General features: G+C 67.0%; 12 protein-coding genes and 2 pseudogenes. 8 read left to right on the top strand and 6 right to left on the bottom strand.

All coding sequences use genetic code 11. From position 1 onward, the window contains the following. Both TY51_RS05770 and gloB read right to left on the bottom strand, forming a co-directional pair. Positions 1–473, bottom strand: a 473-nt coding sequence (locus TY51_RS05770) for a Clp protease N-terminal domain-containing protein (RefSeq protein ID WP_042247056.1), incomplete at its 3' end; no start/stop codon positions are given. A gap of 216 nt (positions 474–689) precedes the next feature. Next, positions 690–1436 carry a hydroxyacylglutathione hydrolase gene (gloB, locus tag TY51_RS05765; protein ID WP_042247053.1) on the bottom strand — a complete coding sequence of 249 codons (747 nt, stop codon included), beginning with the start codon at positions 1434–1436 and terminating at the stop codon, positions 690–692. A 57-nt stretch (positions 1437–1493) separates the two neighbouring features. On the opposite strand from gloB, the gene TY51_RS05760 reads away from it, so the two are divergent. The 7 genes and pseudogenes from TY51_RS05760 (at position 1494) to TY51_RS05730 (ending at position 7885) form a co-directional block, all read left to right on the top strand. Next, on the top strand, positions 1494–2267 hold the full coding sequence (locus TY51_RS05760) for a methyltransferase domain-containing protein (protein WP_042247050.1): 774 nt from the start codon (positions 1494–1496) through the stop codon (positions 2265–2267). 274 nt (positions 2268–2541) lie between these two features. Next, positions 2542–3108 (top strand): F0F1 ATP synthase subunit delta, encoded by a 567-nt coding sequence (locus TY51_RS05755; RefSeq protein WP_042247047.1) that lies wholly within the window; start codon positions 2542–2544, stop codon positions 3106–3108. Continuing rightward, positions 3108–4643, top strand: coding sequence for a F0F1 ATP synthase subunit alpha (gene atpA / locus TY51_RS05750; protein WP_042247044.1), 1536 nt, complete (start codon positions 3108–3110; stop codon positions 4641–4643). Before TY51_RS05755 ends, atpA begins: the two co-directional genes overlap by 1 nt. A 12-nt stretch (positions 4644–4655) precedes the next feature. Next, positions 4656–5528, top strand: a complete 873-nt coding sequence (locus tag TY51_RS05745; protein ID WP_042247041.1) for a F0F1 ATP synthase subunit gamma — start codon at positions 4656–4658, stop codon at positions 5526–5528. A gap of 21 nt (positions 5529–5549) precedes the next feature. Beyond that, positions 5550–6973, top strand: a pseudogene (gene atpD, locus TY51_RS05740) (F0F1 ATP synthase subunit beta). Between the two features lie 9 nt (positions 6974–6982). Continuing rightward, a pseudogene (locus TY51_RS05735) lies at positions 6983–7431 on the top strand (F0F1 ATP synthase subunit epsilon). A gap of 106 nt (positions 7432–7537) precedes the next feature. After that, a complete protein-coding gene (locus TY51_RS05730; protein ID WP_042247038.1) occupies positions 7538–7885 on the top strand; it encodes an H-type lectin domain-containing protein in 348 nt (115 codons plus the stop codon). Here TY51_RS05730 and TY51_RS23200 read toward each other — a convergent pair. The 3 genes from TY51_RS23200 to TY51_RS05720 are packed head-to-tail and all read right to left on the bottom strand — an operon-like array spanning position 7882 to position 9250. Continuing rightward, entirely contained in the window at positions 7882–8058 is a 177-nt protein-coding gene (locus TY51_RS23200; protein WP_231558928.1) for an alpha/beta fold hydrolase, read from the bottom strand. The two genes, TY51_RS05730 and TY51_RS23200, sit on opposite strands and share 4 nt — an antisense overlap. Then, entirely contained in the window at positions 8049–8657 is a 609-nt protein-coding gene (locus TY51_RS05725) for an alpha/beta fold hydrolase (RefSeq protein WP_231558927.1), read from the bottom strand. Before TY51_RS05725 ends, TY51_RS23200 begins: the two co-directional genes overlap by 10 nt. Next, positions 8654–9250, bottom strand: coding sequence for a 2-hydroxychromene-2-carboxylate isomerase (locus tag TY51_RS05720; protein ID WP_042247036.1), 597 nt, complete (start codon positions 9248–9250; stop codon positions 8654–8656). The genes TY51_RS05725 and TY51_RS05720 overlap by 4 nt, the downstream gene beginning before the upstream one ends. A gap of 84 nt (positions 9251–9334) precedes the next feature. Between TY51_RS05720 and TY51_RS05715 the strand changes: the two genes are divergently transcribed. Continuing rightward, positions 9335–10354, top strand: a complete 1020-nt coding sequence (locus TY51_RS05715) for a ribose-phosphate pyrophosphokinase (RefSeq protein WP_042247035.1) — start codon at positions 9335–9337, stop codon at positions 10352–10354. 63 nt (positions 10355–10417) lie between these two features. Here the strand turns inward: TY51_RS05715 and purD are convergent, their stop codons facing one another. Continuing rightward, positions 10418–11674, bottom strand: coding sequence for a phosphoribosylamine--glycine ligase (gene purD, locus TY51_RS05710; protein WP_042247032.1), 1257 nt, complete (start codon positions 11672–11674; stop codon positions 10418–10420). Between the last annotated feature and the right edge of the window lie 47 nt (positions 11675–11721).

The raw sequence follows: 11721 nt of genomic DNA, 5'->3' as shown, positions 1-11721 counted from the left end.
CCGACCACCTTTCGGGGTTCGTTGAAGGACGGGTTCTTGGCCACGCCATGCGCGATGAAGTTGACCGCGTCGTAACGGGTCATGTCCATCTCCTGCAGGAAGAAGGCCGCGTTCGATTCGCGCTCGGCAAAGATCGCGACCAGCACGTTCGCGCCGGTGACCTCCTGCCGGCCCGAGCTTTGCACGTGGATCGCCGCGCGCTGGATGACGCGCTGGAACGCGGCCGTGGGCACGGCTTCGGATCCTTCGACGTCGGTGATCAGGGTCGACAGGTCATCCTCGATGAAATCGACCAGCGTCTTGCGCAGATCCTCGAGGTCCACGTTGCATGCGCGCATGACCTTGACCGCATCGGGTTCCTCGGTCAGCGCCAGCAACAGGTGTTCCAGCGTCGCAAGCTCGTGTCGATGTTCGTTCGCCAGCGCAAGCGCCTGGTGAATGGCCTGTTCCAGGGAGGTCGAGAAACTTGGCACGGTCGTCTCCTGTCAGTCGGCTGGCGGTATGGGCTGCTCGTGGCCCACCTGCCCAGACTGTCACGGTAAGGTTAAGATTTGGTGGATTTCGTTTGGCTTCAAGTGGTTTTTCAGACAGGTGCCACGATTTTCCCACGCTTGAGGCAGATGTGATGTCACAAAGCCCGCATTTCAAGCGCAGGGACCACACGGCCCCGTGCGCGGATGCCGCAGGCCTCAGAAATCGTCCTTCATCCGGCGCAGGCGGGCAAAGACCTGCGCGTCGTCCGCATCCCCCATCCCAAGCGCCGCGGACAGCGCGGCCGGGCGCAGGAACGGGTTCGTCGCGCGTTCCACATCCAGCGTGGCGGGGGCGCAGGGAATGCGCGCCTCGGCGATGGCCGACAGGCGGTCCTGCAGCGCCGCGTTGTCGGGATCGACCGACAGGGCGAATGCGCCGTTGCCCGTGCAATAGTCGTGTCCCGAACAGATCAGCGTGTCGCCGGGCAGGGCGTTCAGCCGCGACAGGCTGTCCCACATCATCGCAGGGTCGCCCTCGAACAGGCGGCCGCAACCAAGGGCCATCAGGCTGTCGGCGGTGAAGGCCATGGCGCTGCCCGGAAAATGGAACGCCACGTGGCCGACCGTGTGGCCCGACACGTCGATCACGTGGACGGGCTCGCCCAAAATCTCCAACGGCTCTCCGGGGGCGACGCTGACGTCCAGCGGCGGCAGGCGATGCGCGTCGGCGGCCGCCCCGATGACCCGCGCGCCGGTGGCCGCGACGATCTCCGGCACGGCCTGGATGTGGTCGTCGTGGTGATGGGTCAGCAGGATCGCGTCCAGACCCCAGCCCCGCGCGTCCAGTTCGGTCAGGATCGGCATGGCCTCTGGCGCGTCGATCAGCACAGTGCCCGCGTCGGAATGCAGCAGATAGGCATAGTTGTCCTTGAGACAGCGCAGCGTGACCAGTTCCAGCGGCATTGGCAAATCCTTGACCATGTGTTCACCTGAGCCTGTCAAAACCGGGACCTGCGCGCAATGCACCATGACATCGACCAGCTGCGGCGGTTTTACTATCAGCGGGCGTTGGGGCGCGTGGTCCAGCGGATCCTGCGCGATCGGCTGACCGCGCGGTGGGATCCGGCGCGCACCAGCGGCATGACGGTGGCGGGGTTCGGCTTCGCGGCGCCGATGCTGCGACCCTATCTGCCGACCGCGCGGCGGGTGACCGCGCTGATGCCGGGGCCGCAGGGGGTGATGGGCTGGCCCGCGGGCATGCCCAACCACGCCGTGCTGTGCGACGAGACCGCCTGGCCCATCCAGACCGGCAGCCTGGACCGGCTGGTGATGCTGCACGGGCTGGAGACCAGCGAACACCCCCGCGAATTGCTGACCGAAGCCTGGCGCTGTCTGGGGCCGGGGGGGCGGATGATGCTGATGGTGCCGAACCGGGCGGGGCTGTGGGCCGCGTCCGACCGCACGCCCTTCGGCTTTGGACGGTCCTACACCACCGGCCAGATCGAGGCGCAGATGCGCCGCGCCGGGTTCCAGCCCGACTGGCACGGCAGCGCCGTCTATATCCCGCCGTCCGACCGGCGATTCTGGCTGCGCAGCGCCCAGTTCTGGGAACGCACCGGCGCGCGCATCAGCCGGGTGCTGATCGCCGGCGTCATCATGGTCGAGCTGTCCAAGCACGCCCGCGCGCCGATCGGCCCCGGGGTGCGAATCCACGTGCCCAGCCCGCTGGAGATCCTGGACGGGGTGGCCCGCCCGCGGCCCCAGACCGCGCCCACGGCCCGCGAAACCGACTGAAACCGACCCCCGATGCGACATCCTGCCACAGGGCGCCACGGGGTGCCGGGGCGGGGTGTTAGCGCTGCCCCCGGCGGGTTTCCCCGATCCTGCACCCTTTGTCGCAAAGGCCCGCGTTTCAGGGCCCTGAACGGTTGCCGGGCGTCAAATCACCTGCTAGAGACGCCCCAGATTTGCGCGCGACCTTCCATCAGCCGCGCGACCGCGACCCGCACCCCGCGACAGACCAGGCACCAGCCCGGCCCGCCAGCGGGGTTTGCGCAAACCGTAAAGGATGACCGTGGCCAACTCTGTTTCCATGTCCCAGAGCATCGCCGGACGCTATGCGCAGGCCGTCTTCGAGATCGCGAAGGAAAGCGGGGGCGTGGATGCCCTGGCGACCCAGACCGACGATCTGAACACGGCCCTGCACGACAGCGCCGACCTGCGCGAGCTGATCTCCAGCCCGAAATACTCCCGCGAGGACCAGTCGCGCGCCATCGAGGCGCTGGCCGGGACCATGGGGCTGGACGCGGTGCTGACCAACACGTTGCGCCTGATGGCCAAGAATCGCCGCCTGTTCGTGCTGCCGCAGCTGACCGCCCGCCTGGCGCAGCTGATCGCGACCGAGCGCGGCGAGATCACCGCCGACGTCACCAGCGCCATCGCGCTGACGGATGCGCAGATGGACCGCCTGAAACAGACCCTGGCCGAGAAATCGGGCAAGACGGTCAAGCTGAACACGCGCGTCGATGAGACCCTCATCGGCGGCATGATTGTCAAGTTGGGCTCGCAGATGATCGACAGTTCGGTCCGCTCGAAGCTCGCTTCCCTGCAGAATGTCATGAAAGAGGTCGGATAATGGGAATCCAGGCTGCCGAAATTTCGGCGATCCTCAAGGAGCAGATCAAGAACTTCGGCCAGGACGCCGAAGTTGCCGAAGTTGGTCAGGTCCTGTCCGTCGGTGACGGCATCGCGCGCGTCTATGGTCTGGACAAGGTCCAGGCCGGCGAGATGGTCGAGTTCCCCGGCGGGATCCGCGGCATGGTGCTGAACCTCGAGACCGACAACGTCGGCGTCGTGATCTTCGGCAACGACCGTTCCATCAAGGAAGGCGACACCGTCAAGCGCACGCGCTCGATCGTGGACGTTCCGGTGGGCAAGGCCCTGCTGGGCCGCGTCGTGGACGGCCTGGGCAACCCGATCGACGGCAAGGGCCCGATCGAGACGACCGAGCGCCGCATCGCCGACATGAAGGCCCCCGGCATCATGCCGCGCAAATCGGTGCACGAGCCGATGGCGACCGGCCTGAAATCCGTGGACGCCATGATCCCCGTCGGCCGCGGCCAGCGCGAACTGATCATCGGTGACCGCCAGACCGGCAAGACCGCGATCGCGCTGGACACGATCCTGAACCAGATGAGCTATAACGGCCGTGAGGCCGAGGGCATGAAGACCCTGCACTGCATCTATGTCGCAGTGGGTCAGAAGCGTTCGACCGTCGCCCAGCTGGTCAAGAAGCTGGAAGAGACCGGCGCCATGGCCTACACCACCGTCGTGGCCGCGACCGCGTCCGACCCGGCGCCGATGCAGTTCCTGGCGCCCTTCTCGGGCACCGCGATCGGCGAGTATTTCCGCGACAACGGCATGGACGCGCTGATCATCTATGACGATCTGTCCAAGCAGGCCGTGGCCTATCGCCAGATGTCGCTGCTGCTGCGCCGTCCGCCCGGACGCGAAGCCTATCCGGGCGACGTGTTCTATCTGCACTCGCGCCTGCTGGAGCGTTCGGCCAAGATGAACGAGGCCAACGGTTCGGGTTCGCTGACCGCGCTGCCGATCATCGAGACGCAGGCGGGCGACCTGTCGGCCTATATCCCGACCAACGTGATCTCGATCACCGACGGCCAGATCTTCCTGGAAACCGAACTGTTCTTCCAGGGCGTCCGCCCGGCCGTGAACACCGGTCTGTCGGTGTCGCGCGTGGGTTCGGCTGCCCAGACCAAGGCGATGAAATCCGTCGCCGGTCCGGTCAAGCTGGAGCTGGCGCAGTACCGCGAGATGGCAGCCTTCGCCCAGTTCGGTTCGGACCTGGATGCCGCGACTCAGCGCCTGCTGAACCGGGGTGCCCGCCTGACCGAGCTGATGAAGCAGCCCCAGTACCGCCCGCTGACCAACGCCGAGATCGTGATCGTGATCTATGCCGGTACCAAGGGCTATATCGACAGCGTGCCCGTGCGCGAGGTCGTGGCCTGGGAAGACGGTCTGCTTCAGTTCCTGCGCAGCCAGAAGTCCGATCTGCTGGACGACATGACCCGCAACGATCGCAAGATCGGCGGAGAGCTGGAAGCCTCGATCAAGGCGGCGCTGGACGAATACAACCGCACCCGCGCCTGAGAGGGGGAATAGATGCCCAGTCTCAAGGATCTCAAGAACCGGATCGGAAGCGTCAAGAACACGCGGAAGATCACCAAGGCGATGCAGATGGTCGCCGCCGCCAAACTGCGCCGTGCGCAGGAGGCGGCGGAGGCCGCGCGCCCCTATGCCGACCGCATGGCGGCCGTCATGGCCGGCCTGACCGCGAATGCGGCAGGCCAGTCCGGCGCGCCCCGCCTGCTGGCGGGCACCGGAGAGGACAAGCGTCACCTGCTGGTCGTGATGACCGCGGAGCGCGGCCTGGCCGGTGGCTTCAACAGCTCGATCGTGCGTCTGGCCCGCCAGCACGCCGAAAAGCTGCGCGGCGAGGGCAAGCAGGTCGCGATCCTGACCGTCGGCAAGAAGGGCCGCGAGCAGCTGAAGCGCGATTATGGCAGCCTGTTCGTGCACCATGTCGACCTCTCCGAGGTCAAGCGCATGGGCTATGACACGGCCCGCGCGATCACCGACGAGGTGCTGACCCGCTTCGACACGGGCGATTTCGACGTGGCGACGATCTTCTACAACCGGTTCGAATCGGTGATCAGCCAGATCCCGACCGCGCGCCAGATCATCCCCGCCGAGGTTCCCGAAGGCGCGTCCGCGACCAATTCGCTGTACGACTATGAGCCGGGCGAGGAGGATCTGCTAGCGGATCTGCTGCCCCGTTCGGTGGCCACGCAGATCTTTGCCGCCCTGCTGGAGAATGCGGCGTCCGAACAGGGCGCGCGGATGAGTGCGATGGACAACGCCACGCGCAACGCGGGCGACATGATCGACCGACTGACGACGCAGTACAACCGCTCGCGTCAGGCAGCGATCACCACCGAACTTATCGAAATCATTGCGGGCGCCGAGGCGCTTTGACCGTAAATCAGAGGTGACGACATGGCTGATGCCAAGGGTAAAATCACGCAGGTCATCGGGGCCGTCGTGGACGTGCAGTTCGAAGGCGAACTGCCGGCAATTCTGAACGCGCTGACCACGCAGAACAACGGCAAGACGCTGGTGCTGGAAGTGGCCCAGCATCTGGGCGAGAACACCGTCCGCACCATCGCCATGGACGCGACCGAAGGTCTGGTCCGCGGCGAGTCGGTGACCGACACCGGCGGCCCGATCATGGTGCCGGTCGGCGACGTGACGCTTGGCCGGATCCTGAACGTCATCGGCGAGCCGGTGGACGAAGGCGCGCCGCTGGCGGCATCCGAGACCCGCGCGATCCACCAGCCCGCTCCGGACTTCGCCGCGCAGGCGACCAGCTCGGAGATCTTGGTGACCGGCATCAAGGTCATCGACCTGCTGGCCCCGTACTCCAAGGGCGGCAAGATCGGCCTGTTCGGCGGTGCCGGTGTGGGCAAGACGGTTCTGATCATGGAACTGATCAACAACATCGCCAAGGTGCACTCGGGCTACTCGGTGTTCGCCGGCGTGGGCGAGCGTACCCGCGAGGGGAACGACCTGTATCACGAGATGGTCGAATCGGGCGTCATCGTCCCCGACAATCTGGTCGATTCGAAAGTGGCGCTGGTCTATGGCCAGATGAACGAGCCGCCGGGCGCCGCATGCGCGTCGCGCTGACCGGTCTGACGCTGGCCGAACAGTTCCGCGACGCTTCGGGCACGGACGTTCTGTTCTTCGTGGACAACATCTTCCGCTTTACCCAGGCAGGGTCCGAAGTGTCGGCGCTGCTGGGCCGCATCCCGTCCGCCGTGGGTTACCAGCCGACGCTGGCCACCGACATGGGCGTCATGCAGGAGCGCATCACCTCCACCAAGAACGGCTCGATCACCTCGATCCAGGCCGTCTACGTCCCGGCCGATGACTTGACCGACCCGGCTCCCGCCACGACCTTTGCCCACCTGGACGCCACGACCAACCTGTCGCGCGCCATCTCGGAACTGGGCATCTACCCGGCCGTGGACCCGCTGGACAGCTCGTCGCGTCTGATGGATCCGCAGATCCTGGGCGAAGAGCACTATCAGGTCGCCCGCGACGTGCAGGGCATCCTGCAGAAGTACAAGTCGCTGCAGGACATCATCGCGATTCTGGGCATGGACGAACTGTCCGAAGAGGACAAGCTGACCGTGACCCGCGCGCGCAAGATCCAGCGCTTCCTGTCGCAGCCCTTCGACGTGGCCAAGGTCTTCACCGGTTCGGACGGCGTCCAGGTTCCGCTGGAAAAGACCATCGCCTCGTTCAAGGCGGTCGTCGCGGGTGAATACGATCACCTGCCGGAATCGGCCTTCTACATGGTCGGTGACATCGAAGACGTGAAAGCCAAGGCACAGCGTCTGGCCGCAGAAGCGGCGTAAGGGGGCATCATGGCCTATACCATGCAGTTCGACCTCGTGTCGCCGGAACGGAGCCTCGCCTCCGTTCCCGTGCGCGAGGTGCGCCTGCCGGGCAGCGATGGCGATCTGACCGCCATGCCCGGCCATGCGCCCACGATCGTGACCCTGCGTCCGGGCATGGTGATCCTGGTCGCGCCGACGGCACCACCAGCGAATTCGCCGTCACCGGCGGATTTGCCGAGATCAACCAGGACAGCGTCAGCCTGCTGGCCGAGCGCGGTCACCCGCGCGAGGAGATCACGCAGGACATCTACAATGACATGATGAAGGACGCCCACCGCGCCCATCGCAGCGCCAAGGATCGGCGCGAACATGTCGGCGAAGAGGTCGTGACCGCCGCCGTCAAGCTGCTGGGCGACATGCAGGCGCTTGGCACGCATATCGGGCTGGACCCCAACCAGTCGACCGTTCCGGACTGATCCGTCCGACCGATCGACGATGTTCCAGAAAGCTCCGGCACCGCCGGGGCTTTTTTTTCATTGCCGCCGCCGCTAGCATCGCCGCGCGGGTGACGGGAAGGTCCGGATGATACGATTTGCAAGCCACGAGATCGGGATTGCGCGTGGCGCGGTCACGATGGTGTCCGATTTCGACACGCAGGGACCGATGTGGACCGAAACGGGCGACCGGTCGCACCGCCAACGGGTCGAATTCGGCGACCGCTTCGTGGCCCCGCCGGTCGTGCATCTGAGCATCGGGATGTGGGACCTGGACAGCGACCGCAACCAGCGCGGCGATCTGGAGGTCGAGAACGTGACCCTGACCGGCTTTGACATCCTGTTCCGGACCTGGGGCGACACCCGCATCGCGCGGATGCGGGTGCAGTGGATGGCCATCGGGGCGGTGCCCGACGAACAGGACTTCATCCTCTAGGCGCGCTCCAGATTCACCGCGATCAGCCCCGCGACCTGGTCCGGGTGCGTCAGCGGGGCCATGTGACCGGCACCGGGGATCGTGGCGCGGCCCACGTCGGGCAGGCGCTCGGCCAGCGCGTCGATGATGCCGCCGATCACCGCAGGGCTGTCGGCCCCCTGGATCAGCAGCACCGGCGCGTCGATCTGTTCCAGCCCGCCCTCGCGCAGGATGCGGGCGCTGTCATGGCGCAGCGCGTCGCCCGTCCCGGCGACCAGCCTGATCTGGCGCACCATCTGGGCGCGGGCCTCGGGGGCAGGCGGTCGGGGTCCTGCGCGCCCCAGACCGACAGGAACGCGGCCATCGCCTGTTCGTCATGCCCTTGGTCCAGCAGCTCGCCCATGCGCGCGTCCAGCGCGTCCTGGGCGGGGTCGGGGCGGGCAGCGAACAGCACCGGCTCGATCAGGGTCAGGCTGCGGACGGCCTCCGGGGCGGCGACCGCGATACGCAGCGCCACGGTCGCGCCGAAGCTGTGGCCGATCAGGTCCAGCGGCCGGTTGATCATCGCCGCCGCCAGCCGCGTGACCGCGGTGTGATAATCCGGGCCGTCGGGCTGGGGCTGCCAGTCGTCGCTGCGCCCGTGGCCCGGCATGTCGAAGGCGCGCAGATCGACCCGCCCATCCAGCAGCCGCGCGATCGGGCCCCAGCCCGACCCGCTGCCCATCATGCAATGCAGCGCCAAGGCCGGTCGATCCCCATCGCCCGGCCAGTGCCGCAGGTGCAGTCCGCTCATAGCGTGGCCAGGTGGCGGTCCAGAAAGTCCAGCCGGTCCTGGCCCCAGAACCGCTGATCGGTCTCGCGCACGACATAGAAGGGTGCCCCGAACGCCCCCGCGGCCACCGCCTGTTCCAGGTTGCGGCCATAGGTTTCGGCCCCCACGAACAGCCCGGTATCGGCCAGCGCCGGGTCGAACCCGTTGGCGCCCAGGATGTCGCGGATCACCGCATCGTCGCTGATGTCGCGATCCTCGGCCCAGACCGCGCGCAGGAAGCCCTGCACGAGCGCGCCGACATCACCGCCTGCCGCCTGCGCCGCGATGATCGCATAGGACGACGGCGCCATGTTGACCGGCCAGTGCGCCGGCTTGAAATTCAGGGGCATCCCCAGGTGTTCGGCCCACCGCGGCAGCTCCTGCGCGCGGTATTCCATGCGGCTGGCATGGCGTTGCGCGGGGCGCACCCCACCGGTGCGGTCGAACAGCTGCAGCAGGTCCAGCGGCTTGTAGGTGATCTGCGCACCGTGCCGGGCGGCGATCTGTTCCAGTCTTTCGCCGGCAAGATAGCACCAGGGGCTTATCGTCCCCAGATAATAGTCGATGTTGGCCATGGCCTTGTCCTTTCCGGGTTTGCCCGCAGGCTAGCCCGGTGCTAAGGCAACCGCAATCTGACGCAACCGCCAAAGGCCCGCCCCATGCCCGTCATGACCGAACCCAAGCTGATTTCCGGAAACGCCAACCGACCCCTGGCCCAGTCCATCGCGCGGCGCATGTCCATGCATCGCGGGATGAGCGTCAACCTGCTGGACGCCCGCGTCGAGCGGTTCAACGATGCCGAGATCTTCGTCGAGGTCTATGAGAACGTCCGCGGCGAGGACATGTACATCATCCAGCCGACCTCGAACCCGGCCAACGACAACCTGATGGAGCTGCTGATCATGACCGACGCGCTGCGCCGGTCGTCGGCCGCGCGCATCACCGCGGTGATCCCCTATTTCGGCTATGCGCGCCAGGATCGCCGCGCCAAGGCCCGCACGCCCATCAGCGCCAAGCTGGTCGCGAACCTGCTGACCGAGGCAGGCATCGACCGCGTCCTGACGCTGGACCTGCATGCGGCCCAGATCCAGGGCTTTTTCGACGTGCCGGTGGACAACCTGTACGCGGCCCCGGTCTTTGCGCTGGACGTGCAGCATCACTTCAAGGGGCGGATGGGCGACCTGATGGTCGTATCGCCGGATGTCGGTGGCGTGGCCCGCGCCCGCGAATTGGCGACGCGGATCGGCGCGCCCCTGGCCATCGTGGACAAGCGCCGCGAAAAGGCCGGAGAGATCGCCGAAATGACGATCATCGGTGATGTCGCGGGCAAGGCCTGCATCATCGTCGACGACATCTGCGACACGGCCGGAACGCTGGTCAAGGCCGCGCAGACCCTGACCGACAACGGCGCGACCGAGGTTCACGCCTATATCACACACGGCGTCCTGTCCGGCCCGGCGGTGGAACGGGTGACGAATTCGGTGATGAAATCGCTGGTCATCACCGATTCGATCCAGCCCACCGACGCGGTGAAGAACGCCCCCAACATCCGCATCGTGCCGACCGCGCCGATGTTCACGCAGGCGATCCTGAACATCTGGAACGGCACGTCCGTCAGCAGCCTGTTCGAGACGGACACCCTGCTGCCGATCTACGAAGGGCTGTATTCGCCGACCTGACCGGACCCCTTTGGCGGCGTCCAAGGGCCGGCCCCGTCGCGGGGCCGGCCCTTTGTCATGCGATCACAATGCGCGCCACCCGATGTCGCGGCGGCAAAAGCCCTGCGGCCAGTCGATGGCGTCGACCAGCGCATAGGCGCGCTGATGTGCATCCGTCAGGGTGGCACCGCGCCCGGTGCAGGCCAGCACCCGGCCACCGGTGGCCACGACCGCGCCGTCACGGTCCGCCGTGCCCGCGTGGAAGGTCATCTGAAAGCTGGTCTCGGGCAGGGCCTGCAGGCCGCCGATCACGGTCCCCTTGGCATAGGCGCCGGGATAACCCTCGGCCGCCATGACCACGGTCAGGGCGTGATCGTCGGCCCAGATGACTGGCGTATCGGCCAGCCGCCCTTCGGCGCAGGCCAGCAGCAGGTCCAGCACCTGCCCGCCAAGTCGCATCATCAGCACCTGGCATTCGGGGTCGCCGAAACGCACGTTGTATTCCACCAGCCGCGCCTGGCCGTCCGCGATCATCAGCCCCGCGTACAGCACCCCCTGGAACGGCGTGCCGCGCCGGGCCATTTCCGCGATGGTGGGGCGCACGATGCGGTCCATCACCTGGTCCTGGATCGCCTGCGTCAGCACCGGGGCGGGGCTATAGGCGCCCATGCCGCCGGTGTTGGGGCCGGTATCGCCGTCGCCCACGCGCTTGTGGTCCTGGGCCGTGCCGATGGCCAGGCAGTCGGTGCCGTCGGACAGGATGAAGAAGCTGGCCTCCTCTCCGTCCATGAACTCCTCGATGACGACGGACATGTCGCCGAAGGCGCCGTCGAAGATGTCGTCGATGGCGGCATGGGCCTGTTCCACCGTCTCGGCCACGGTGACGCCCTTGCCGGCGGCCAGCCCGTCGGCCTTGACCACGATCGGCGCGCCTTGGGCGGTCACGTAATCGCGGGCGGCGGCGGCGTCGGTGAAGCGGGCCCAAGCCGCGGTAGGGGCGGCGCAGGCGTCGCAGATTTCCTTGGTGAAGGTCTTAGACGCCTCCAGCTGGGCCGCGGCCTGGCTGGGGCCAAAGACCAGGAAACCCGCGTCGCGTAGCGCGTCGGAGACACCCGCGGCCAGCGGCGCCTCGGGGCCGATGATGACGAAATCGATGGCGTTCTCTTGGGCGAACTCTAGGACGGCGGCGCGCGACAGCACGTCCAGGTCGGCACATTCGGCGACGCCTGCGATGCCCGCATTGCCCGGCGCCACGATCAGGCGGTCGCATTTCGGATTCTGCCGGATCGCCCAAGCCAGCGCGTGTTCGCGCCCGCCGCCGCCCAGGATCAGGATATTCATCTGCCGCCCTTTCGCTTGACCTTGCGGCGTTCTAGTCTGGCCGGGAC

Origin of the sequence: Paracoccus sp. PAMC 22219, assembly GCF_000787695.1 — a bacterium.
Lineage (GTDB): Bacteria > Pseudomonadota > Alphaproteobacteria > Rhodobacterales > Rhodobacteraceae > Paracoccus.
Note: the sequence above shows the minus strand (reverse complement) of the source record. Positions and strands in the feature narration are given on the sequence as shown.

Excerpts from the sequence above, each read along its gene's own strand:
- TY51_RS05745 (WP_042247041.1), top strand. The coding sequence starts at position 4,656 with ATGCCCAGTCTCAAGGATCTCAAGAACCGGATCGGAAGCGTCAAGAAC.
- TY51_RS05725 (WP_231558927.1), bottom strand. The coding sequence starts at position 8,657 with ATGAGCGGACTGCACCTGCGGCACTGGCCGGGCGATGGGGATCGACCG.
- atpA (WP_042247044.1), top strand. The coding sequence starts at position 3,108 with ATGGGAATCCAGGCTGCCGAAATTTCGGCGATCCTCAAGGAGCAGATC.
- TY51_RS05755 (WP_042247047.1), top strand. The coding sequence starts at position 2,542 with ATGACCGTGGCCAACTCTGTTTCCATGTCCCAGAGCATCGCCGGACGC.
- TY51_RS05730 (WP_042247038.1), top strand. The coding sequence starts at position 7,538 with ATGATACGATTTGCAAGCCACGAGATCGGGATTGCGCGTGGCGCGGTC.
- gloB (WP_042247053.1), bottom strand. The coding sequence starts at position 1,436 with ATGCCGCTGGAACTGGTCACGCTGCGCTGTCTCAAGGACAACTATGCC.
- TY51_RS05720 (WP_042247036.1), bottom strand. The coding sequence starts at position 9,250 with ATGGCCAACATCGACTATTATCTGGGGACGATAAGCCCCTGGTGCTAT.
- purD (WP_042247032.1), bottom strand. The coding sequence starts at position 11,674 with ATGAATATCCTGATCCTGGGCGGCGGCGGGCGCGAACACGCGCTGGCT.
- TY51_RS05715 (WP_042247035.1), top strand. The coding sequence starts at position 9,335 with ATGCCCGTCATGACCGAACCCAAGCTGATTTCCGGAAACGCCAACCGA.
- TY51_RS05760 (WP_042247050.1), top strand. The coding sequence starts at position 1,494 with ATGCACCATGACATCGACCAGCTGCGGCGGTTTTACTATCAGCGGGCG.